A 25,137-nucleotide genomic window follows, 5' to 3' on the forward strand; every position below is an offset into this window, starting at 1 on the left:
TTTAAATTTACATTCCAATATGGTGCTACTAATACGATACTGGCACAGTAATAGTATCTCCACCCCAGTCTTCTATTTACATTCCAATATGGTGCTACTAATACGCGTTCATCTATGATGCACTATATGTCTATAGTATAACTTCTATTTCTGTCTACCTACTAAGTTGGGATTTCTTATAGTCTATTATTATAATACAAGTTATGTTAAATAATTTATAAACCATTAATATAACTATAATTGTCTACTCCCTTATATTTTAACATCATCTTAGGTAGACAATCAAATAAAGTTACTGGTTCTATCTTCTTTTTTACCCCACATATCTTTAGTTAACCATCTTTTATTTCTACTTTTGAATAATATTACAGAATCTTTATCTTTTCTTATTATATCATCTAATTCATATTTTAGTTTAATTATTTGTGACTCTGCTAATTCTCCTTCAAATACTGAGTTTTGAATATGGGACAAATATTTTTTACATACCTTAAAAGTTCTATTTAAAACTCTCTGCCCCTCCTCACCACTTTTTATATCATAAACTAATATAACATACATTTAAATCTCTCCTACCACCATATTTTAAATGGTTCATATTCTTTTTCTCCTAATAAATGCTTTATTAATTTATAACATTCAAGCCTCATTAAATATTCATATGATACATTTTTATTTAAATCTTTATGTTTTATAGTTGTCTGTATTTTCTGGTCTAACTCTCCTACTATTATTTTTGATGCGTCTTTTGTAAGGTGTAAATAATTTAACTCTTTGGTAAAACTTTTTTTAGTTATTTGCTTTTTATTTAAAAGTGAAAATATAAGCCTATCAGCCAATATTGGTTTAAATATCTCTGCTATATCTAAACTTAATGAAAATCTTCGTACTCCCGGCTCATGAAGATAACTAACTGTAGGATTTAATTGTGTGTGATATATAGCTCCTACTACCTTTGTGTATATTAATGTATTTACAAAGGATATTAATGTATTTATCATATTATCCGGTGGATTTTTAACTCTTTTTGTAAAATCTATTTTTTGATCTATTATTATATTCCAAGCTTCATAATATATCTTTCTAATATTACCTTCATATCCCATTAATTCATTTATATTAGTACTTACATATATTTGTTTTCTTAAAGCTTCTATTTTATCCATATATATTTGGACATCTTTTCCTCTTCCGTTATAATACCTTAAATTTCTATAAATATTATAACTTGCTCCATCTACAAATTTTTTAGCTATTTCTAATCTCTTGCTGTTATCACTATAATGATTTACTTGATTAACTAATAAGTTCCCAGATACTAATTTTTTCCTTGGCTGAAAGCTACCAGTATAAAAACTATAGTAATTAAAAAAATGTATTATAACATCATATTGTGATAAATAATTTATTAAACTTGTATTAAAATCCATTTCAGACATTACATATATTTCATTTGCGGTCTCTATTGGTATATATCGTCTTTCCCCTAACTCATCTATAAATGCCATAGAGTTATCTTTTCTTTTTAGTATCCCATTATTATAAATATAATAGCTTCTTTTCATAAAATTTCACCTTCCTATTATATAAAGCATAGATCATAATAAGCACAAGATTTACATATCCTCTTTTTTTCTAAATTTGGAGGATTACTAGCTTTAACTATATTTTGTATATCATCTAAAATTCCTTCTATAATAGTAACATCTTCTCTTGTTAACTCAACATCTATGTTTTGTTTAAGTAGTGGATAATCTATTTTGCCTTTTATATTTTCTATACCTCTTTTATTAAGAAAATATAAATAATATTTTACTTGTAATATACTTGCTTCTTCTATTTTATTACTTTTCTTAACTTCATGTAATATTCCTTTAGAACGTATAAAATCAATATTTATTATGTTATCTATATTTATGTGCTTTTTATCTCGCCTATAAGTTTCTTCATCTATCGCTTTACCTATCTCAACACTTTCATTTCCTTGTTCCATCTGTATTTCATTATAAAAATACCACAACTTTCTTTTGCAAACCTTATAGTAATAAATCATTACCCCTGTAATTTCCTTTTTCACTTTTTCACCCCCACTTAATTCTAATCTATTACCATATATTTGAACTTCTTGTTGTTTCACCATATTTAATTCTTTTATATCCAGCTTCATCATATTTACATTCAATAACCTTAATGTACTCATTTTTATACTTACTTAATAAAATTTTATTATAATTTATAGCTGCTCCTTTCTGCTTTGCTCTGTCATAGTTTCTAATATCATTTGGATGAACGGATACTGTATATTTTCTTATCTCATCTTTTAATATTATCTTTTCATAATAACTAATATTTTCATTTGCTAATTTACATTCAATTTCTTTTATTTCTTCTAAAAATTCTTCATATACAGGACTTGGTATTATTTCTTCTGAAAGAATATTTCTTAAATCTATTTGATTTAAATCAAATTCATATGAAGGTATATCCTTTATGAAATTATATATCTCCTTATATTTTCTCATATAGTCACTACCTTTTAGATTTTCTGTTGTAAGGTATGAATCTATTAAATTTATTTTATCCCTCTCCGATATTTGTCCATCACATGATATTATTGCTTTTTTTGATAAATCAAATAACCTTTTGTCAATAAAGCCTTTATCTCCATTAATTAAATTGGCAGTATCTATTTCTGTATATATATAACAATTGTAATTACTGCTGTCTTTCTTTCCTTTTCTATTGCATCTACCTAATCTTTGAAATAATGAATTTAAGTCTTGCAGCTCTGTAAAAAGACAATCAAAGTCTATGTCTAAGCTAGCCTCTACTATTGACGTTGATATCCAAATTCCATTTTTCTTATCTATATTTTTGTTTTCATCATAGGTTTTTCCAAACTCTATAATCTCACTTTCTTTTTTAAGCCTATCTTTTCTTATAAATTTACTGTGTAATATATGCAACTCTTCATTATTGATTAATATCTTTAATTCTTCATAAAGCTTTTGCGCTTCCTTTATTGTGTTACATACCACTAATATTTTATTATTTTTATTTAATTTTTTATTTTCTACATATTTATTGTAAATATCTTCTGAGTTTATTCTCTCATCTATTATCTTTAAATTATGCCTTTTCATATCATTAGTAAATGCAGTGGAGTTTTCTATAAATTTTATGTTTTTTTGTAATAAATCTTTTATAAATGGTGGCAATGTTGCTGTAAGTATTGCTATTCTTCCCCCCAATTCTGCTATCTTTTCTAATCCACATATCAGATATGCTAATAAATCCGGTCCATAAGCTTGTATTTCATCTATTACTATCTTTGAATAGGATAATGTAGTTAATTTTAGTTCATATCCTGGGTATTTATATACAAAATCAAATATTTGATCCATTGTTGATATATTTATTGGAATAGATAATTGTTTTCCTATCTTATGATAATTCATTAAGTCAATTTCTTCTTTTTCATTAGTATCACCTGTAATGTTTCTTATATAATACTCTAAAGAGCTTGAATGAAGTATTGCTATTTTTTCATCTATACCTTTATTATTTAATATGTCTTTTCTCACTCTATCGTATATTGCATTTATAGCTGTTCTTATAGGGAGTACAAAAAAACCTTTTGTATTTCCTATCCATAGTAACCCCGCTTCAGTCTTACCCATGCCTGTTTGTGCTATTGCTATTATATTTTCATCTTTATTTTCTATACAGAAATTTTGAAGTTCATTCCATGTTGCTTCTTTAGTACCCTTTTTCCACTTTATTAAAAGATTATTTAATCCATTTTCTAAAAAATTATTGGGATATTCAGCTTTATTTCCTGAACTTGCACTATAATCGCATTTATGTAAGTATCCCTTTACTTTTATGCTATCTATATCACTTACTATTGATTTTAATTTTGATATTGTAGACCTCTTTACTTTATAAGTTTTAAATCCTTCTATTAAACTTTTTATTAACTCTTCTTTTTCACTTATTTCATCAAAGTTATTACAATAATTATGATGATTTAGTACACTATGAGCTACCTTTAAGTAATTTTCTTTACTTTCAAAATTCTTACTATTTATAAAATATAAAGATAATATATTGTGTACTACCTCTTTAGTTTCATTAAATTTCACATTTTTACCATTAACTCTTTTTTGAAACTCTTTATTTAATTTACCTAAATCATGATATATACACGCTTTTTCTACTAAATTATATATCTTATCATTTTTTATATAGCCAAGCTCACGTAATAGATTTAAAACCTCTATTAATTCTAATGTATGCTCTTTTATTGTTTTATCTGGCTTTGCTTTTTTCTCTTCAATTAGCTTTAATATATCATCATCTAATATGTTTAATTTATTTTCCATAATCCTTCTCCTAACTATAAAGCAGCAGGAAAAATTCCTACTGCCTTTCATTATATAAAGTTAACAATATATTCTTTGTTTTCTTCATTATCTATAAATATATTTTCACTAGTTTCTTCTATAAAATATTGTGATCCGTATATAACTTTCTTTTTCTCAAAGAACCTTTTATCATCTTTTATAATATAGTTTTTATTTATATAGTACTTTGTCCCACTAACCTTTCGATCTGCTTTTGTATTTTCAAACCACACTTTTTCATTTTTTACATCATCATAATTTAAGTATGCTGAATAATTACTTTTAATCTCATAATCATCACTTTCTGTTAAAGTAACAATCTTGGCTTCTATTATATTCACAAAATCTTCACTTCTACCTATTGATTTTAAATTATAGATATTCTCTTCTATTTCATTCAAAGTTTTTTCATCACTTCTTATATGAATAACAAGTTCTACATTATTTAAAATTTCATAGTATTTTAATGATGTAGTTAATGATCTAAACTTAGATATTGGCTTAGTATATTTCTCCAATTCAAATTCTTTAACTTTTTGTTTAAAATTTTTTTCTTTTAATTTAACCTCTTTTTCTCTTTTAATAATATCTTCAAATTCTTTTGACTTTTTATCTAATTTCTTTTTATCTTCTGCTAACTTAGTCTTTGCAGCTTTTATAGAATCTAATTTTTCTTTAAATTCATTTTTTTTATAATGAGCTATCTTATCATTTAAATCTTTTAAATCTCTATATTCCTTTAACAATTCTTCATTGTATACCTGTATTGTTATACCTTTCCTAAAACTGTTCCCCTGTGATTTTTTAGCACTTGCCACCTTATCAAAGGCATTTGATAAAAGGCTTTCATTTTTCATTTTAATTAATATACCTCTATCATCCATAACGGAGTTTAAAAAACAATAATCGGTATATGGCTCTTTATGCATGGATTCAAATTTTCCTTGTACACTTATGTCTATGGGATGATAATCTTTATAACCACATGCATCATGGATAGCTCCTATTATTGTTGATATTGGTGGAAGTGGGTAAGTCATCTTATTATCTATAGTTTCTTCTTTTTTATAATTAGCACTACTTTGAGTAAGCACTATTCTTAATGCTTTCATATCTTTACCTACTTTCTTCTATTCTAGTTATATACCAAAGTAAGTATTTACTTCATGTCTAATCATATCAAAAAATTTAGTTATAGATATAGGATTTAACTGTTCTTTTATTTCCTTTTCATTTTGTAATGTCTTTCCTTCTAAAAGTCCTACATGATATCCTTTTTCTATCTTATCTTTTAAGTCTTCTGATATTATTAATTTTTCTTCTTCCACCTTTACAACATTTTCAAAATAATGTGTCTTTCTATTTGATAAACCTCCAACTACAAATACTGGTTCTGCATTGTCTAAGTTACCTTTTACTGTTAAACTTAAATTTTCTATTGCATTTAATATAGAATTTACTCTATCTGCTTTTTCCTTGTTATCAGCTTCTTTATAATCTTCTTCCTGCTGAAAATTCTCATCCTTTCCTATCATCTCTAAATCAATAGTTATGCTATATATTTTTAAAGATTTATCATATTCATATTGATAAGGCATAAGTCCAGCTTCACTAGACTTCTCTTGTAAATTTATATTTTTAGCTTGTGCTGCATTATTAGCTAAATATAGATTATTATGAAACCTTGTTTCATTTACAAAGCTTTCACAAGATATTGCATCTGTTAAATAAAAAGAACTCTTTCTAATATTTGTAGTCCCCTTTGTACTCATATATCCTCCTTCAAGAGCTCTACAATTAGATGCATTTAACTCTTTATTTGCCAACTTTTGAGTTGCTCCATCCACTTCTGTTTGCAAATCATCATACATTCCACTTTGAACCATAATGGCATTTTTTAAGCTTTCTCTACTTCTTATAGTATATACTTTTCTATTTTTAAATACCTTTTGTACACTTGCTATATTCCCTAATCCTTCTGAATAGTTTGAAGTCATATTTGCTACTACTGTTAAAGTTAATGCTTTTTTATCTTTCATTTTTTCCACCTCTTATTAGTTATTTTCACTTTTCTTTGATAATGCATTAATAAATGTATATGCTAAGTCTTTGTTTTCTTCAAAATCATCATATAAATCATATACAAATCCAAACTCTATTCCTGAGTAGTTTGATAGTTGTAGTAATATTTGACATACTCTATCATAATCTTTAAATATTATTGAACTTGTAAGCTTTTGTTTATAGCTATCTAATTTATTACTTTCTATAGCTTTTGATACTTGCTTTGCACAAGCAAAAGCACCTTTTAATCTATCTTTCATTGTTTTATCCCTCCTTATTAATACATTAATTTTTATTAATTGTAATACTAAGTAACTTCTATTTTTTTCTTTTAAAAAAATTTCTATTAATTCATCTAATAACACATTGTTTAAAATACTTTCTGTGACTTTTTTTTGTATATTTATATAGTATTTATCTGTTACTTTATGAGAAAAACAAAAGGACTTATATTCTATTTTTTCATTTATGAATTCTTTAAATATATCTATACTTTCTTTTCTTATGTATAAAGTTTCAAAATACTCTTTAGATATATCTTTTAATATTACCTCTACATCTCTTTTTATAAAATCTGATGTTTCCATAATAGCTTTAAACAAAGTTTGTCTTGCATCTTTTCTTTTATTTTCTCCTTCTAAATCATCCTCTATCTTTTTACTTAAAATTTCGTTGGAGATTTTTAGTCTTTGTATTGTGTAATTATCATTTATAAAAAAAGCCTCTCTACTCCCCTCAAAAGCAAATGGAATAAAATCAAATTCTTTTATATCAGATCCAACAAATGTGCTCATCATAAAATTAAAACCTGTTGATTTCCCCTTTTTACCTGTATCTATACAATATCCTAGTAACCTACAATGATCTTGCGAATCATTAAACAACTGATTTGTATTTCCATAATTAGCATACATATTACTTTTTCTTCTGAAGGTTTCCCTTATTAATTCATATCTATTTTTATTAATAATATCTAATATTTCTTTTTTATTTGTATTGTCAAACTTTATTTTGCCAAAGGTCTTTTTCATTATGGTATTTGCTACTAACTTTTCATTTATTAGCTTTAATTGCTCCTCTGTTATTTCTTCGTTAGAAAGTATATTTTCAACTAATCTATGGTGGAGTTCTTCTCCATACTTATATTCTACAAAGTCTAAATATCTCTCTTCATTAATACCAGAACTATTATACAAAATATAATCTTCTTCCAGTTTATAATCTAAATCATGATAATTTAAATATTGTAAAAGTCCTACTATAGTTGCTGAAAATCTCCAATCTGATGGTTCTAGCATAGTATCATATTTTTCATTTTGTATGCTTGTCTTCATAATTTCCTCCTTTCTTATAGTAAATCTTGTGTTACTAAATCTATCATTCCAAATCCCATTGATTTACGGCTTCCTATGCCTACATCATAAAAATGTTGCAATATTTTATTATTTGCTTGTATTTCAAAAAGTCCAGTTGTAGTGTCTATATATCTTCTGTAGTGTTTTACTACAACCTTTTTACACTGTATTGGATTTACCTTTATATCATTTGCCTCCTCTTCAGTAAATCCTGCCTTTAATATTTGTTTAATTAGTACTACTTTTAACTTTTCTCTAAATTTTTCATCAGTATATACATAATAAGTATCTTTATTTTCCTCTTTATCATGATCTCTTACACATAGCCCACTACCTAATGTTGTTTTGAATATAGCTTTAGAATTAAATATTTCTTCTTGTTTTTTATTATTTATATTTTTTAATATCATAGAATTGTTATTTGGCAATGGATATGGTTTATTTTTCTGAGCTATAAATGCACTAAACAATATAAAACCTATCTTGGAATTATTATTAGTTGAAAAAAGCACTTTTATTTCATTTCCATTTAGTATTATTTCATTTTTAGTAAATGTAGGATTAGGTAATATTACTGAAAAGCAATAATCTTTTTGTTTTGTGTCTTTAAAAAAGCATTCATAATATTTTCCATTATTACATTTTGATATTGCATTTTTAATATAACTTAATATAACTTTTCTGTATTCTATTAGGAAAATTTTCTCTTTTAGATGTAATGTTAGACAAAACCTCATTTTCTCTCTCCTTAATTATCATTAAAATCTTAAATTATCAATTCTATAACTATATTTTACATTATTTTTACTGTTTTTGAAACACCTTACACGACAATTATCTCACTTTTCAAAAAAAACTTAATAAAAAACTTGTTCTATTATTACAATTTTTGCAACTTTAAGTGCTGAAAGATCTCTATTATACTTCATATATTCTTCAAATTATGTTAAATACATTTATTTATTGCAGCTTTTTATATTTATATAAAAATTTTCTATTATTAGGATATATAATAATCAGAAAAGCTTAATCCCAATTAAATTTAACTGAAATTAAGCTTTAAATTATGTCTTTACATACCTTCTTGCAGATTTTCTGTTTTGATACTAGATTCTTTTAATAATTTCTTTGTATTTTGAATATAAATAATATCTGTTATCCATTTTCGATTAATAACTTTCTTTATATCAAAGCTTAAAAACTTTAATTACAAAAATTTATTTTCACCTTAACTTCTAGAATATTGTCCAAATATGTTTATGGGCTTAAGAAATAGGTTAGGACATTCTAGCATAAAAATGACATTAAATACTTACTCTCATATTCTGGCTGATATGCAACAAGATGCAATTGAAAAATTAAATACTATTATCCTATAGGCCCCCCTAATTGAAATGGACATTCTTAACTTAAATATATTAAAATAATAATATATCAATTAGGAGGCCTAAATTATGAGTAAGGTTAAATTTAAAAGAACATTTACAGAAGAAGATAGAATTTCTTATGTTAAGGAAGTTTTGGAATGTGGCAGTAATATTTTAGTAGCTAAAAAATATGATATAAATCAAGTTCAATTAAGTACATGGGTTAATAATTATCGTAGATATTCTCAAACATTAACTCCAAAAAAACCGAAAGATGTTGATATAATACCTAATTATAAAAAGGAATATAAAAAGGTAGTAGAGCAACTTAAAGAAAAAGAGCTTGAAATAGCAATTTTGAAGGACTTATTAAAAAAAAAGAACCGACTTTAGCCGATAGGCTGCATATTGCAAGCAAATGGATCGAAAGTGGAGTTAGCATTGTATTTGTATTAAGAGTTGTAAAAGTAGCTAAATCCACCTATTATAATTATATTTCTTCTGATAAAAAAGAACGTAAATACGATAATGTAGGACGTAAGACACCTGGATTTAGTTATACTTTTGGTGGAAGAAAAGTAAATGATTCTGAAATTGAAAACCTAATTGCAAATATAAAAACGAGCAAAACTAGTAAATTTTATGATATAGAAAGGTTACTGTGCTTTTAAGAAGGGACTATAATATACAAATAAGTAAAAAAAGTGTATAGACTTATGTCTTCATTAAATTTATTAGGTGATAGTACAAAGTACCGTAAACCACGTATATCAAGGATTTGTGAAAGTATTAGAGTTGCTGGATCAAATCAGTTATGGCAAATGGATATAAAATATTGCTTTATTACTGGCACAAGAAAAACAGCATATATAACATCTATAATAGATGTTTTTGACAGATCTATAGTTTCTCAATCCATAGATTTGTCTGCTACTGGTAATGTTGCTAAAAGTGTACTTTTAAAGAGACTATATTGTCGTGGTCTTAAAGATAGCCCTAACGGGCTGATTATACGTACCGATAATGGAAGCCAATTTATTAGTGGTGTCTTTGAAAAAGCCTGTTTAAGAGAAGAAGTTATACATGAGAGAATTCCTGTGAGAAGTCCAAATTATAATGCTTATATTGAATCTTTTCATAGATATTTACAAGATGAATGTCTTACAGGAAAGATATATATGACATTGGAAGATTTAAAAATTGATGTTGAGGATTATGTTTATAGGTATAATCATGAGAGAATACATTCCTCTATAGGATACTATTCTCCTCATGACTATTATATTAAAAATGTAAGTTAAGTTTAAAATAAGTTAATATTGTCCATCTTGAAGGGGTCAATCCGTTATTCACTTTGATTAGTTAATTCTTAGCCATATATTTTGGTTAGGTTTTTATTTTGACTCTCATTCCCCACCAAATTCCCCCACCAAATCCAAAAATAAAAGGGTTGTATTTCTACAACCCTTGATATTACTGGTCTGAGTAACAGGACTTGAACCTGCGACCTCATGCACCCCATGCATGCGCGCTACCATCTGCGCTATACCCAGATAATACCTTTATTATATCATAATTTTAAATAAACTCAACGTTGTTTAATGAACAATGAATAATTAAGGAGGCTCTTCTTCCTATCGTCAGAAGAGCTTTAATTTTATTATATAATAAAGTAGCTATTTAAACTATAAAATAATGCAAATTAATCCACCATTGCCTTCGTTTATGATCTTTTGTAGAGTTTTCTGTATTTTTACTTGAACATCTTCTGGCATTTTATAAAGTTTACTTTGTAATCCTTCCTTTACTAATACTTCTAAGGATTTACCAAACATATTACTTTCCCAAATCTTTGATGGATCACTTTCAAATTGTTCCAATAGATTTTTAACTAGTTCTTCACTTTCTCTTTCAGTACCCATTATAGGTGATATTTCTGTTTCTATGTCTGCCTTTATAAAGTGTAATGATGGAGCACTAGCCTTTAATTTAACTCCATATCTATTACCCTGTTTTACTATTTCAGGTTCTTCTAGCTTCATCTCTGATAATTCAGGTGCTACTAATCCATAACCTAATTCTTTTACATCTACTAGGGCACCTTCGATTTTATCATATTCTAATTTTGCCTTATTCATATCCTTCATTATATCCATTAGATGATTTTCATCTTCTATTTCCCTATTGCATATTTCTCCTAAAATTTTATAGAACAATCCATTTTTAGGGCTTAAAACCACTCTAGCAGTACCTTCCCCCATATTCATTTCATCTAATATGGACTTTTCCAAAAATTCCGCTTCCTTTATTTCCTCAACTACTTTAGCTACATCTCTTACTTTATAAACATTTTTACTCATATCTTTTACTAAATTTATAAAGTTTAATTTTAACCAATGACTTCTATCTAATTTTTCTATCCAGCCTGGCATGTCTATATTTATTTCCTGTATTGGAAACTCTTTAAGTACCCTACTAAATACACTTATTATATCTTGTTCCTTCATATTTAATATGTCCATAATTTGTACTGGAACATCATATTTCTCTTCCATTTCCTTTCTTAACTCTATGGTTTCAGGACTTAATGGATTTCTAGAGTTAAGTAATATTATAAATGGTTTGTTTATTTCTTTTAATTCCTCTACTACCCTTTCTTCTGTTTCCACATAATCTTCTCTATTTATGTCTGCAATAGTTCCATCAGTAGTTACTAAAATTCCTATAGTTGAATGTTCATTTATAACCTTTTTAGTGCCAATCTCTGCTGCTTCTTCAAATGGAATTTCATAATCATACCAAGGTGTGGATACCATTTTAGCTTTTCCTTCTTCCATGTGTCCTTGGGCACCTTTTACAATATATCCTACACAATCCACCATTCTTACCTTAAATTTAGTACCTTCATTTAAATTAATTTCTACCGCTTCATTTGGTACAAATTTAGGCTCTGTAGTATGAATAGACTTACCTGAAGAACTTTGTGGCAACTCATCTTGAGCTCTCTTTTTCTTATATTCATTATCTATGTTAGGTATAACCATAAGTTCCATAAACTTTTTAATAAAAGTGGATTTGCCAGTTCTTACAGGTCCAACTACTCCTACATATATGTCCCCTTGAGTTCTCTCTGCTATATCTTTGTATATATCAAAATTTTCCAAGTTTACTTACCCTCCTATAAACTAATATTAACAGTATATATATATTTTGCTTCCCCCTTAAATATTACATATAAAAAAAGTAATCTGTAGAAATTTTAATTTCTACAGATTACTTTAAAATATAAGATTAAATTTATTCATCTTTTTTGTCTCTAGTCATCAATTCATATACACAGTATTTAGCATCTTCCCCTTGAAATAGAACTCTATATAAAGCATCCGTTATGGGCATAGATACTTTTAACTTTTCCTTTAATTCATAAAAGGCTTTACAAGCTTTTATACCTTCTACCACCATGCCTACTTCTTCTATAGCCTCTTCCATAGATAAACCTTTTCCTATTAAAAGACCAGCTCTTCTATTTCTACTATGCATACTAGTACAGGTTACTATCATATCCCCCATACCTGTTAGCCCCCAAAAGGTTTCCCTTTGTCCTCCTAACTTTTCTCCAATTCTTATTATCTCATTTATTCCTCTAGTCATAAGAGCAGCTTTTGTATTATCTCCATATCCTATTCCATCGGAGATACCAGCAGCTAAAGCAATTATATTCTTCACTGCCCCTCCTATTTCAACACCTATTATATCATCATTAGTGTATACTCTAAATTTATTTGTACTAAATAAATTCTGTACTTCTAAAGATGCCTTAACATCTTCTGATGTAACTACTACAGTAGTTGGTATATCTTGTGCTACTTCTTCTGCATGACTTGGTCCTGAAAGTATTACCACAGGATTTTTAGGTAATTCTTCTTTTATAATTTGAGATAACCTTTTTCCACTATGTTCTTCTATACCCTTTGCCACACTTATTATAATAGCATCTTCTTTTAAGTAATCTTTCATATTTCTGCATATTTCTCTTATAGCATGAGATGGTACAGAAATAACTACATATTTAATTCCCACTAAAGCCTCTTTCATACCTTTATAGGCTTTTACATTTGATGGAATAACCACATTGGGAAGATATTTTATATTTTCTTTTTTTTCGTTTATATCTGCTATCACATGGGGTTTTCTATCCCATATATTTATGTTATAACCCTTTTTGGCTAACATAATACCTAAAGCAGTACCAAAACTTCCTCCTCCAATAAAAGTTATACCTTTAATTGTCATATTACTCTTTCCTTTCTCTAAACTCCATTTTAATTCCTGTTCCTGTAAAATCAAAGCTTTGTCTTAGTTGATTTTCTAAATACCTTTCATAGGAGAAATGTAATGTTCTAGGATCATTTACGAAGAATACAAAAGTTGGTGCTTTTGTAGCAACTTGAGTAACATAATATATTTTTAATCTATTCATGGCAACTATTGGTGGTTCCTTCATCATTACTGCCTTACTTATAACATCATTTAAAACGCCCGTACTTATTCTTTTACTATAATTGGTATAACATTCTTTAGCTAAATCTAAAACCTTTCCTACTCTCTGTCCTGTTTTAGCTGATATGAAAATATAAGGAGCATAACTCATAAAAGAAAGCTCACTTTGAAGTTCTTTTTTAAATCTATTCATGGTATTTGTTTCTTTTTCTATTAAATCCCACTTATTTACAACTACCATTAATGCTTTATTCAATTCATGTGCATATCCTATTATTTTTTTATCTTGTTCACTTATTCCCTCTTCTGCATCTATTAAAAGTATACATACATCTGCTCTATCTATAGCAGCATAGGTTCTTACTGTACTATATCTTTCTATTTGATCCTTTACCTTACTTCTTCTTCTAAGCCCTGCTGTATCTATTAATATAAATTTATCTTCATCTCTTTCTAGAAAACTATCTATAGCATCTCTTGTAGTTCCTGGTATATTACTTACTATATTTCTTTCCTCTCCTAATATCTTATTTATAAGAGAAGACTTTCCTACATTTGGTTTTCCAACAAAGGCTATTCTAATATACTCATCCTCTTCTTCATCTTGATAACCTTTTGGAAAATTTTCTACTATTTTATCTAGCATATCTCCTAGTCCTAAAGCTTGAGAAGCTGAAATAGTTGTAGGTTCTCCTATACCTAAATTATAGAATTCATACATATTATCTTCTTCTTCTATTCTGTCTATTTTATTTACTACTAATACTATTGGTTTTTTACTTTTTCTAAGCATTAGGGCTACTTCATTATCAGCCGGTGTTAATCCTTCTTTACCGTCTACTATAAACATTATTACATCTGCCATTTCTATTGCCATTTCTGCCTGTCTTCTCATTTGAGCTACTATTATATCTTCGCTTTCTGGCTCTATACCACCTGTATCTATTATTGTAAAATTGTGATTTAACCACTCCGCTTGAGCATATATTCTATCTCTTGTAACTCCTGGTGTATCCTCTACTATAGCAATTCTTTTTCCTGCTAGTTTATTAAATAGTGTAGATTTTCCTACATTTGGTCTTCCTACTATTGCAACTATTGGTTTTCCCATTTAATTTTCCTCCTTGCTGTATTCATTTAGTATTTCTATAAAATCCTCTCCTGTATACTCACATATAATTATACTTTTACCATAAAACTCTTCTAATTCTTTAACAGTTACATCATCTAAGAAAATATCCTCATCAGCTTTTAACATATTTCTAGGTATTAATATATAGTCTTTTACTTCTTCTTTTTTCAACTGTTCTTTTATATCACTTCCCGTAATTAATCCTGCTACAGTTATAGTTTCTCCAAAAAAATTATTAATAATTTTTTTAACCCCTATCTCTATTTTATCATTTACTTTTTTTATTTCATCCTTTATTGTTAAAAATTCTTTAAAAGCTAGCTCTCCTGTTACTATTGTAAAGCTACCTTTTGAATTTCTATTTAGATTAGAAAGAGTTTCTTTAAATTCTTCCCTTAACATTCTAATCATTCCAACACCATCTTCAATTTGATCAAAACCTTGGTAAAAATCTTTGTCAGGTATGTTTTCTTTTCCTACTACATAGAATTCATCGGAAAGTCTAACAAAAGGAGTGCTTATTTCTTTTATATATTTTTCTTGAAGTTTTTTTACTGTATTTAACTGTTCTCTTGCCCCATCTTCATTGTAAGGACTAAATTTAGCTAATCCCTCTCTATATTTGGTTATTCCAATAGGAACCACTGCTATATTCTCTACAGAAGGATATAGTGTATAAAGATCTTCTACTGTTTTCCTTAAATTATCTCCATCATTTACTCCAGGACAAAGAACTATTTGGCAATTTAAAGTTATGGACGCATCTGCAAGTTTTTTAAGTCTTTCCCATATATTATCTGCAAATCTATTGTTTAGCATCTTTTTTCTTAGTTCTCCATCCGTTGTATGTACAGATACATTTATAGGACTTATTCTATACCTTATTATTCTATCTATATCTTCATCCTTCATATTAGTTAAGGTAACAAAATTACCCTGTAGAAAAGAAAGTCTAGAGTCATCATCTTTAAAGTATAAAGATTTTCTCATGCCTCCTGGTAACTGATCTATAAAGCAAAACATGCAGTTATTATGACAGCTTCTGGCCTCATCCATTATACCTTCTTCAAACTCTATTCCTAAATCTTCTCCAAATTCTTTTTCTATTTCTATATCCCATATTTCACCACAGGGCTTTTGAACTTGCAATACTATGAAATCATCGCCCATATGAAATTTATAATCTAATATATCCTTAATAGCTTCACCATTTATGGAGTTTACTATATCTCCTGGTTCAACTCCCACTTCTTCTCCTATACTATAGGGTAATACTTTTTTTACTTTATTTTTCATATATTCATCTCCTGATAAACAGTTTTCAGCAATATTATCTGTCTTTAGTTATATTACATTAATATTTTTATTTAGTCAATTATTATCATTAGAGGGGTTAGATATAAAAAAGAAAGCATCTATTACCCAAATCTTCCTGATATATAATCTTCTGTTCTTTTATCTTGAGGATTGTAAAATATATTTGAAGTTTTTCCGAATTCTATTACCTCACCTGATAAGAAAAAGGCTGTATCATCGGATATCCTTCCAGCTTGCTGCATATTATGAGTAACTATTATAACTGAATAATCTTTTTTCAAAGTATGCATTAATTCCTCTATTTTAGATGTAGATATGGGATCCAGTGCTGAAGTTGGTTCATCCATTAATATAAGTTCAGGTTCTACAGCTAATGTTCTTGCTATACAGAGCCTTTGTTGTTGCCCACCAGATAATCCTTGTGCATTTTTGTTAAGTCTGTCTTTAATTTCATCCCAAAGAGCAGCTTTTTTTAAACTCTTTTCTACTATTATATCCAATTCATTTTTATTTTTTATTCCATGTATTCTAGGACCATAGGCTACATTGTCATATATAGACATAGGAAAGGGATTTGCCTTTTGAAAAACCATACCTACTCTTTTTCTTAAATCTATTTCATCAAACTCTTTATAAATATCCTTTCCATGAAAAATCACTTCTCCATCTATATTCACATTTTCTATAAAATCATTCATTCTATTTATACTTCTTAAAAAAGTAGACTTTCCACAACCTGAAGGGCCTATAAGTGCTGTTACTTTATTTTTTTCTATATTCATATTTATGTTTTTTAAAGCATGAGTTTTTCCATAAAACAAACTTAAATCCTTTATTTTTACTATGTTCATATTATCCCCCTTACTTTTCCCCTACATACTTTCTGTGTATTAAATTTCCTATAATTCTTGCCATTATATTAAATATTAGAACCATTATTATAAGTATTGCTGAAGATGCACTTCCAACCTTTGTAGCATCTGGTATCATTCCCTCCGAATTCACCTGCCAAATATACACTGCTAATGTTTCTGCTGGTCTCATAGGATTGAAGGGAGAATTAACAGAAAAAATATTTTCCAAAGAGAATGATAATGGTGGTGCACTCATTCCAGATGTATATAATAATGCTGCTGCTTCTCCAAATATTCTTCCCCCTGCAAGTATTATTCCTGTAAGTATTTGAGGGGTAGCTACAGGAAGTATAACATTCTTCATAGTTTGCCACCTAGTTGCTCCTAAGGCAATACTACCCTCTTTTAGTCCCTTTGAAGAAATTCTTATGGCATTTTCAGAAATTCTAGTCATAGATGGAAGATTTAATATGCTTATAGCTAATGCACCAGATAATAAGGTAAATCCCCAACCTGTAGCTTTTACAAATATAAGTAATCCAAAAAGACCTACTACAATGGATGGAAGGGATGCCATGGTTTCTATACTAAGCCTTATTATGTTTAATATAGGTCCTTCCTGCGCATATTCTGCTAAATAAATACCTGCTCCAATACTTATAGGTATTGTCATTAATAATGAAATTATAAGCATGTAAAAAGAATTAAATAACTGAGGTGCAATTCCTCCACCAACTTCCCCTATTAAAGGATCTGTGGTGAGAAAAGAGAGGCTTATATGTCCTATACCTTCTATCAGTATATATCCTATTAAATAAATTAATAAAAACATCATAAAGGCCGATATAAAATACAATATTGTAGTCCAAATTTTATCCTGTATTTTAACATTCATTATTTTATCTCCCCCTTCCAGCTATAAATCTTATAGTTATAATAAACATAAAAGAAATAAATAATAATATAGATGCTAATGCCCATAGTGCATCGTTCCAAGGAGTTCCTGATACTGTATTTGCCATATCCATAGTTAGTATAGATGTTAAGGTAGCAGTAGGATCTAATACTCCTCTTGGTAGCTTAATGGTATTACCTATAACCATTTGTACTGCAAGAGCTTCTCCAAAAGCTCTTGCTAATCCTAAAACTATGGATGTAAGTATTCCACTTTTAGCAGAAGGTAATACAACCTTTATAATAGTTTGCCATCTAGTTGCTCCCAACGCTAAGGATGCCTCTACATAATCTTTAGGTATGGATTTTATAGCATCAGAGGATATATTAACTATAGTCGGAAGTATCATTATTGATAAAACAATCATTCCTGCAAGTAAACTAAATCCTAGTCCTCCAAAGCTTCTTTTAATAATGGGGATGAATAGAACTATCCCTATCCATCCATATACTACTGAGGGTATTCCTACAAATAATTCTAATGCTGGTTGAAGAAATTTCTGACCTAATTTAGGAGATATATGATTCATAAAAACAGCTAACGCTATACTAATTGGGGTAGATATTAAAAGCGCACCTAGAGATACTAAAATTGATCCTAATATAAATATTTTAGATCCAAATGTTGGATTTTCCCCATCAGGATTCCAACTAGAAGAAAATATAAACTCTTTTAAGGAATATCCATCTTTTAGGAATATATTTATGCCCTTTAAAAATATAAAGCATATGATTAAAAAAGTTAATATTACTATAAAAATCCCACATAATGTAGAAAATGTTCTTCCTATATATTCATTTATAAATTTTTTCAATATATTTCTTTTATTTATGTTTAGTTTCTTCTTTGTTAAGCTCTCCTCCATATAATTACCTACTTCCCTTTATTTTAAATTTCCCATAGGAATATAGCCTAATTTTTCAACTACTGCTTTATTGTCATCACTTGTCATATAATCAAGAAATTCTTTTACTAAACCTTGTGCTTCCCCTTTTGTGTACATGTGTTCATAGGACCAAAAAGGATATTTTTTATTTATTATATTTTCCTTTGAAGCTTCCATATTATCAATTTTTAATAATTTTAATTCTTGTGATTTTTCTTCTGTTAAATAGGATAAAGCAAGATAACTTATTGAGCCTTTAGTGCTTTGTATTGATTTAGAAACTGCATCACTTGAGTCCTGAACTATTCCAAGCCCTTCCTTTTCATTCTCATCTCCCATTATTGTATCTTTAAAAGTAGCTCTTGTTCCTGAAGATTTTGGTCTATTCACTACATTTATTTGTAAGTCTTCTCCCCCTACTTCTTTCCAGTTAGTATATTTTCCTGTAAATATACCCTGTATTTGCTCCTTTGTTAAGTTGTCCACTTTTACATCTTTATGAGTCACAACAGAAAAGCCTATAGCACATACTTTATGGTCTACTAATTGCTTTAATTTCTCCTTATCTTTTAACTTTGTTTCTGCTGGAACATCAGAATTTCCTATTTCTACCGTTCCTTCAGATACTTGGCTAATTCCAGCACCACTTCCTCCTCCTTGAACATTTATATTAACCTTTGGATTTTTTTCTTTGAATTTTTTAGCTGATTCTTCTACTAACGGTTTTAATGCTGTGGAACCTAAAGAAGTAATAGTTCCTATTTTTTCTCCTTTAGAAGAATTATTTTTTCCACTACAGGCTGCAAATACTATTGATGTTGTTATAATTAATAGAGTTACAATCAAAAATTTTAGGTTGTTTTTTTTCATATGAAAACCCTCCATTTACTAATTTTTTTCTTTCTACGTAAATTATAATAAACTTAAGTTAAATACATATTACTCCTCTGTTAAAATAAATTAACTCCATTTTTACAAATTAAAAAGAGGCTGCTTTTTGCAACCTCTAAACTAAATTTGATTTTATAGGTATTCTTATAATAAATTTACTTCCTTTTCCCTCTTCACTTTCTATATTAATAGTTCCGCCAAAGCCTAAAACTATGTGTTTAACTATGGCTAAGCCTAAACCCGTACCTCCTTGACTTCTACTTCTGGCTTTATCTACCCTATAGAATCTTTCGAATAGTCTTTCTACATGTTCTTTAGAAATTCCTACTCCTGTGTCTTCTACCCATACAATACAATTATTATCTTCTTTTTTGGCTCCTATATAAACCTTACCGCCTTCTTCAGTATATTTAATACCATTATCCACTAGGTTTATCATCATTTGTTTAAATCTATCTCTATCTCCTTTTATAGGCTGCATCTTGTCTCCTACAATAAATAGTTCTATATTTTTGTCCTTTGCTGAATTCTCCATTAAATATACTATATCCTCTAGCATTTCATTTATAGATATATTTTCTAGCTTCATACTATTACTATTTTCTATATGGGAAAGGGCTAGTATATCATTTATAAGTCTTGTAAGCCTATCTGATTCATCATTTATTATATTTAAAAACTTATCCTTAGTTTCCCTATCTTCTACATATTTTAAGGTTTCAGCAAAACCCCTTATAGATGTTAGAGGTGTTTTTAATTCATGAGTAACATTTGCCACAAACTGAGATCTTATATTCTCTAGCTTTTTTATTTCTGTAACATCTTGTACTACTGCTACTGTACCTATTAACTGTTTTCCTATTTTTATGTCTGTAGTTTTTACTCTCAAATTCTTTTCTTTTGGCGAAAGGATTTTTACTTCTCTATAGTCCTCTATATTATCTTCTTTAAATATCTCTTTTAATTCATAACTTTTTATTTTATCTAGTAGATTTTCTCCTATAATATCTTGTTCTATGCTAAAGATTTCTTTAGCATAGGGATTTATCATTATAATTTTAAAATCTTTATCTACAGCAATTACTCCATTATCCATACTTTTTAAAATAGCTTCTAGTTTATTTTGTTTTTCTATACTATCATTTATTGTGTATTGAAGTTTATCTGCCATATTGTTAAAAGTATTACTTAACTGACCTATTTCATCCTTAGAATTTATATTTACTCTTCTATCTAATTCTCCTGCTGCTATTCTAGAAGTTATAAATTCTAATTTTTTTATAGGATTAACAATGCTTGAAGATAATTTTGATGCAAAAATGAAAGCTCCTAGAGTAGAAAGTATGATTATAATTAAATAATATATAAAGTATTTTCCTCGTAAAATACTAACATCACCAAGACTTGTGGAAGTTCTAATTATGAATCCATTTTCTAATAGCTTGGCAAAATACATAGTATTCATATTTTCACTTTGACTGTATCTAATTTTAAATCCTTCTCCCTTTTCCCTAGCCTCTATTATCTCCTCTCTTTTACCATAGAACTCTCCATCATGATTTTTCAAATGTGAATCAAATATTAATTTATCATTTTGATCTACACAACTTATCCTTATATCACTATCATTAAATATATAGGGTACAATAGTCTTTTTATCTTTTACATCATTGGACTTCAACATTTTCACTACAATTTCGTTATTGACTTTTAACATAGCTTTACTATTTTCCATGTATTTATAATTTGTTATAACTGCAAAAAAAGTAATAACAAAAATCATGCTAAAAGTTAATGTAGCTAACATATGCCTCATTAATCTTTTTTTCATTTTACCACCCTTAATTTATATTTAGATTGAACCTATATCCCACTCCTCTAATAGTTTCTATATACTTAGGGTTTTTATCATCATCCTCTACCTTCTGTCTTAAATGTCTTATATGTACGTCTACTGTCCTAGTTTCTCCTATATATTCATATCCCCATATTTTATCTAATAAATATTCTCTAGTTAATACTCTTCCTTTATTTTTAATAAGTATTTCTAACAATTGAAATTCTTTAAGGGTTAAATCAACTTTTTCCCCGTCTTTCATTACTTCATGTTTTTCAAAATCCATTTTTAAACCTTCAAATTTAAAAGGTTCCTCTGTACTCTTTAATAAAGTTCTTCTCAGTACAGCTTTTATTCTGGCAATCAATTCCCTAATGGAAAAGGGTTTTGTTATATAATCATCTGCACCAAGTTCTAATCCTAACACCTTATCTAATTCTTCACCTTTAGCAGTTATCATTATAATGGGTGTAGTGGATATAGAATTATCTTTTCTTATTTCTTTGCATACGTCATACCCATCCATTTGTGGTAACATGACATCCAGTAAAATTAGTGTAGGTTTTTTTTCTTTAGCTATTTCTAAAGCTTCTTTTCCATTTTCAGCACAAAAAATTTTATAGCCTTCTTTTTCTAAATTATATCTAAGAAGTTCTCTAATATGCTCTTCATCATCCACTATTAAAATCTTATCTTGTGACATACTATACCCTCCATGGCTATTTATTTTGTCTAATTTAATTCTAACATATTTAAATATATTAATTTACATATTCAAAATACATTTAACATATCTAACATATTCTTAACATAAAAAAATACGACACAGTTTTTTTAATGAATAATTAATAATGAACAATTATGGATACCTTTTCTTCATTGACATTACGAAAAAATTTTAATTATATAAAGACTTGATGTTTAGCTTTGCTAAACGAATTAATTCATAGACTAACTATATGCGTTATCTAATAAGATTTAAGATTTTCTGTAGTAAGCGGAAGAAAATCCACTTAAATTATTCATTGTTAGTTGTTCATTATTCATAAAATAAAAAAGTGTGTAACACTTTTTTATTTTATGAATTAAAGTTCCCTATCTTTAAGTTTTTTTATTTCTTCCATGAAGGTATTTATATCTTTAAACTGCCTATATACAGAAGCAAATCTTACATAGGATACTTCATCTATGTCCTTTAGTTTTTCCATAATAAGTTCTCCTATATATTCTGACTTTACTTCAGTTATCATAGAATTATTAATCTTTTTTTCTATTTCATCCACTATTTCTTCAATTTGCTGTCTTGATACTGGTCTTTTTTGGCAAGCTTTTATCATTCCATTAACTATTTTATCTCTATCGAAATATTCTCTATTTAAATTTTTCTTAATAACCAGTATGGGCACACTTTCTATCTTTTCATAGGTGGTATACCTTTTACCACATTCTAAACATTCTCTTCTTCTCCTTATAGATATGCTATCTTCTGTGGATCTAGAATCTACTACCTTACTTTCATTATATGAACAATACGGACATTTCATACTATGCTTCCCCACCTTTTACATGTGTATTTCTCTACTTATATTATACACATTTTTCCCCTTAATTCTACTGAATTTGACTTTCAAATATATCTTCTGCATCCACTAATATTACATCTACCCCTATTTTTTTTATTCTATGCCAGGGTATTTCTATATCATTTGTCTTTCCAAAAATGGATATCTTTTCGTTTGGCATCAGTATTGATGTTATTTTATAGTTTTCTGTATCAACTTTAAAATCCTTTATAAATCCAAGTCTAGTTCCTGAATTTACTTCTACAACTTCCATGGTTTTCATACTATTTAAAGAGTAAAAAGTATATTCCACATCCATTCCCCCTACTATTTTAAATTCATTAATATATTTATATAAATTTTATAAAGATTTATACTTAAAACCAGTAAAAGATTGAAAAACATTAATTTAAATTTTGTTTCTCAATCTTTCTTTACTATAAATATTAAACAAATTTTCTCATATGTTTGAGTGCGGTTTTCTCTAATCTTGATACCTGTGCTTGGGATATACCTATTTCATCCGCTACTTCCATCTGAGTTCTTCCATCAAAAAATCTTAGACTCAATATCAGCTTCTCTCTCTTATTTAGATTTCTCATAGCTTCTTTTATGGCTATATTCTCTATCCAACTATCATCTAAATTTTTAGTATCGCTTATTTGATCCATAACATATATAGAATCTCCTCCATCTTGATATATTGGTTCAAATAATGATAGAGGATCTTGTATAGCATCCAAAGCAAAAACTACATCTTCCCTAGGTATATCTAATTCCTTTGCTATTTCACTTACAGTAGGCTCTTTATCATTTTTAGCTATTAATTTATCTCTAACTTGTAAAGCTTTATAAGCTATATCCCTTAAAGACCTACTAACCCTTATGGAATTATTGTCCCTTAAATATCTTCTTATTTCTCCTATTATCATAGGTACTGCATATGTTGAGAATCTAACATTGTGGCTTAAATCAAAGTTATCTATAGCTTTAATAAGCCCTATACATCCTACTTGGAAAAGATCATCTGGATTTTCTCCTCTATTATTAAATCTTTGTATAACACTTAAAACAAGTCTTAAATTGCATTTTATAAATCTTTCTCTTGCCTCTAAATCTCCCTCTTGGGTTTTTATTAATAATTCTCTCATTTCTTTTCCTTTTAATACTGGCAATTTTGATGTGTTTACTCCGCATATTTCTACTTTATTTATTATCATAAGTAAATCAGCCCCTTTAGTATAATTGCATTATAATTATTTCCTTAGAAGCCGACTTTTATACATAATAAAATCATATCATTTTATTTATTTCCTTTTTTAATCTTTTAATTATTCGCTTTTCTAATCTAGATATATAGGATTGAGATATGCCCAACATATCTGCTACTTCCTTTTGAGTTTTTTCAGTTTTCCCTCCTAGTCCAAACCTTAAATTAACTATTTGTTTTTCCCTATTATTTAATTTATCCATAGCTATTAAAAGTAATTCTTTATCTACTTCTTCTTCTATATAATCATAAACAATATCAGTATCAGTTCCTAGTATATCCGAAAGCAATAACTCATTGCCATCCCAATCTACATTTAATGGTTCATAAAAGGATATTTCAGATTTTATCTTATTATTTCTTCTCAGATACATAAGTATTTCATTTTCAATACATCTTGAAGCATAGGTTGCCAATTTTATTTTTTTGCTTGGATCAAAGGTATTTACAGCTTTAATTAAACCTATAGTTCCTACAGATACTAAATCTTCGATTCCTATACCGGTATTTTCAAATTTCCTTGCAATATAAACTACAAGTCTTAAATTTCTTTCTATTAAGATAGATCTTATACTCTCATCACCATAGTTAAGTTTTTCTACTAAGTTTTCCTCTTCTTCTCTTGTTAAAGGTGGAGGTAAAACATCGCTACCACCTATATAATATATATTTCTTGCAAATATTTTTAACTTAGATAATATTTTGTTTAGAAATACTTTTAATTTAAACATAATATCCCTC

General features: G+C 27.8%; 24 protein-coding genes and 1 tRNA gene. 2 read left to right on the forward strand and 23 right to left on the reverse strand.

Annotated features, from left to right (window positions below):
• Positions 1-282 precede the first annotated feature (282 nt).
• Genes cas2 through cas6 form a run of 8 tightly spaced genes read right to left on the reverse strand, consistent with a single transcriptional unit; the run spans position 283 to position 8,562 of the window.
• Positions 283-561 (reverse strand): CRISPR-associated endonuclease Cas2, encoded by a 279-nt coding sequence (gene cas2 / locus B5D21_RS08080; protein ID WP_035109977.1) that lies wholly within the window; start codon positions 559-561, stop codon positions 283-285.
• A gap of 11 nt (positions 562-572) precedes the next feature.
• A complete protein-coding gene (gene cas1b, locus B5D21_RS08085) occupies positions 573-1,565 on the reverse strand; it encodes a type I-B CRISPR-associated endonuclease Cas1b (RefSeq protein ID WP_011099384.1) in 993 nt (330 codons plus the stop codon).
• Between the two features lie 17 nt (positions 1,566-1,582).
• A complete protein-coding gene (cas4, locus tag B5D21_RS08090) occupies positions 1,583-2,077 on the reverse strand; it encodes a CRISPR-associated protein Cas4 (RefSeq protein WP_035110461.1) in 495 nt (164 codons plus the stop codon).
• 28 nt (positions 2,078-2,105) lie between these two features.
• Positions 2,106-4,385: a CRISPR-associated helicase/endonuclease Cas3 gene (locus tag B5D21_RS08095; protein WP_052040366.1), complete on the reverse strand. Its 2,280-nt coding sequence runs from the start codon at positions 4,383-4,385 to the stop codon at positions 2,106-2,108.
• 50 nt (positions 4,386-4,435) lie between these two features.
• Complete coding sequence (gene cas5, locus B5D21_RS08100; protein ID WP_011099381.1) at positions 4,436-5,518, reverse strand: CRISPR-associated protein Cas5; 1,083 nt, start codon at positions 5,516-5,518, stop codon at positions 4,436-4,438.
• A 27-nt stretch (positions 5,519-5,545) separates the two neighbouring features.
• Positions 5,546-6,445: a type I-B CRISPR-associated protein Cas7/Cst2/DevR gene (cas7i, locus tag B5D21_RS08105; protein WP_035109979.1), complete on the reverse strand. Its 900-nt coding sequence runs from the start codon at positions 6,443-6,445 to the stop codon at positions 5,546-5,548.
• Between the two features lie 15 nt (positions 6,446-6,460).
• Entirely contained in the window at positions 6,461-7,804 is a 1,344-nt protein-coding gene (cas8a1, locus tag B5D21_RS08110; protein ID WP_011099379.1) for a type I CRISPR-associated protein Cas8a1/Csx8, read from the reverse strand.
• 14 nt (positions 7,805-7,818) lie between these two features.
• Positions 7,819-8,562, reverse strand: coding sequence for a CRISPR-associated endoribonuclease Cas6 (gene cas6, locus B5D21_RS08115; protein ID WP_011099378.1), 744 nt, complete (start codon positions 8,560-8,562; stop codon positions 7,819-7,821).
• 717 nt (positions 8,563-9,279) lie between these two features.
• Between cas6 and B5D21_RS08120 the strand changes: the two genes are divergently transcribed.
• Positions 9,280-9,585 (forward strand): transposase, encoded by a 306-nt coding sequence (locus B5D21_RS08120; RefSeq protein ID WP_035109981.1) that lies wholly within the window; start codon positions 9,280-9,282, stop codon positions 9,583-9,585.
• Between the two features lie 311 nt (positions 9,586-9,896).
• Positions 9,897-10,493, forward strand: a complete 597-nt coding sequence (locus B5D21_RS08125; protein WP_011099377.1) for an integrase core domain-containing protein — start codon at positions 9,897-9,899, stop codon at positions 10,491-10,493.
• Positions 10,494-10,669: 176 nt separating this feature from the next.
• Here B5D21_RS08125 and B5D21_RS08130 read toward each other — a convergent pair.
• From B5D21_RS08130 to sigE, 15 genes are all read right to left on the reverse strand, one after another.
• Positions 10,670-10,745, reverse strand: a tRNA-Pro gene (locus B5D21_RS08130).
• A gap of 132 nt (positions 10,746-10,877) precedes the next feature.
• Positions 10,878-12,356, reverse strand: a complete 1,479-nt coding sequence (spoIVA, locus tag B5D21_RS08135; protein WP_011099376.1) for a stage IV sporulation protein A — start codon at positions 12,354-12,356, stop codon at positions 10,878-10,880.
• A 133-nt stretch (positions 12,357-12,489) separates the two neighbouring features.
• Positions 12,490-13,479: an NAD(P)H-dependent glycerol-3-phosphate dehydrogenase gene (locus B5D21_RS08140; RefSeq protein ID WP_171816086.1), complete on the reverse strand. Its 990-nt coding sequence runs from the start codon at positions 13,477-13,479 to the stop codon at positions 12,490-12,492.
• A 7-nt stretch (positions 13,480-13,486) separates the two neighbouring features.
• Positions 13,487-14,803, reverse strand: coding sequence for a ribosome biogenesis GTPase Der (gene der / locus B5D21_RS08145; protein ID WP_011099374.1), 1,317 nt, complete (start codon positions 14,801-14,803; stop codon positions 13,487-13,489).
• Positions 14,804-16,120, reverse strand: a complete 1,317-nt coding sequence (locus B5D21_RS08150) for a radical SAM protein (RefSeq protein WP_011099373.1) — start codon at positions 16,118-16,120, stop codon at positions 14,804-14,806.
• A gap of 122 nt (positions 16,121-16,242) precedes the next feature.
• Complete coding sequence (gene pstB, locus B5D21_RS08155) at positions 16,243-16,992, reverse strand: phosphate ABC transporter ATP-binding protein PstB (RefSeq protein WP_035109982.1); 750 nt, start codon at positions 16,990-16,992, stop codon at positions 16,243-16,245.
• A gap of 10 nt (positions 16,993-17,002) precedes the next feature.
• Complete coding sequence (gene pstA, locus B5D21_RS08160; protein WP_011099371.1) at positions 17,003-17,890, reverse strand: phosphate ABC transporter permease PstA; 888 nt, start codon at positions 17,888-17,890, stop codon at positions 17,003-17,005.
• A 4-nt stretch (positions 17,891-17,894) separates the two neighbouring features.
• Complete coding sequence (gene pstC / locus B5D21_RS08165) at positions 17,895-18,815, reverse strand: phosphate ABC transporter permease subunit PstC (protein ID WP_011099370.1); 921 nt, start codon at positions 18,813-18,815, stop codon at positions 17,895-17,897.
• 18 nt (positions 18,816-18,833) lie between these two features.
• Complete coding sequence (locus B5D21_RS08170) at positions 18,834-19,706, reverse strand: phosphate ABC transporter substrate-binding protein (RefSeq protein WP_035109983.1); 873 nt, start codon at positions 19,704-19,706, stop codon at positions 18,834-18,836.
• Positions 19,707-19,842: 136 nt separating this feature from the next.
• The gene (gene pnpS / locus B5D21_RS08175; protein WP_011099368.1) at positions 19,843-21,558 is read right to left on the reverse strand and encodes a two-component system histidine kinase PnpS; all 1,716 of its coding nucleotides are present in this window, start codon (positions 21,556-21,558) and stop codon (positions 19,843-19,845) included.
• A gap of 10 nt (positions 21,559-21,568) precedes the next feature.
• Positions 21,569-22,267: a response regulator gene (locus B5D21_RS08180; protein WP_011099367.1), complete on the reverse strand. Its 699-nt coding sequence runs from the start codon at positions 22,265-22,267 to the stop codon at positions 21,569-21,571.
• A gap of 382 nt (positions 22,268-22,649) precedes the next feature.
• On the reverse strand, positions 22,650-23,108 hold the full coding sequence (gene nrdR / locus B5D21_RS08185; protein WP_011099366.1) for a transcriptional regulator NrdR: 459 nt from the start codon (positions 23,106-23,108) through the stop codon (positions 22,650-22,652).
• 67 nt (positions 23,109-23,175) lie between these two features.
• A complete protein-coding gene (locus B5D21_RS08190) occupies positions 23,176-23,445 on the reverse strand; it encodes a YlmC/YmxH family sporulation protein (RefSeq protein ID WP_035109984.1) in 270 nt (89 codons plus the stop codon).
• A 127-nt stretch (positions 23,446-23,572) separates the two neighbouring features.
• Positions 23,573-24,346 carry an RNA polymerase sporulation sigma factor SigG gene (gene sigG, locus B5D21_RS08195; RefSeq protein WP_023438007.1) on the reverse strand — a complete coding sequence of 258 codons (774 nt, stop codon included), beginning with the start codon at positions 24,344-24,346 and terminating at the stop codon, positions 23,573-23,575.
• Between the two features lie 73 nt (positions 24,347-24,419).
• The gene (sigE, locus tag B5D21_RS08200; protein ID WP_011099364.1) at positions 24,420-25,127 is read right to left on the reverse strand and encodes an RNA polymerase sporulation sigma factor SigE; all 708 of its coding nucleotides are present in this window, start codon (positions 25,125-25,127) and stop codon (positions 24,420-24,422) included.
• Between the last annotated feature and the right edge of the window lie 10 nt (positions 25,128-25,137).

This window comes from Clostridium tetani (assembly GCF_900167265.1).
Classification (GTDB): domain Bacteria; phylum Bacillota; class Clostridia; order Clostridiales; family Clostridiaceae; genus Clostridium_G; species Clostridium_G tetani.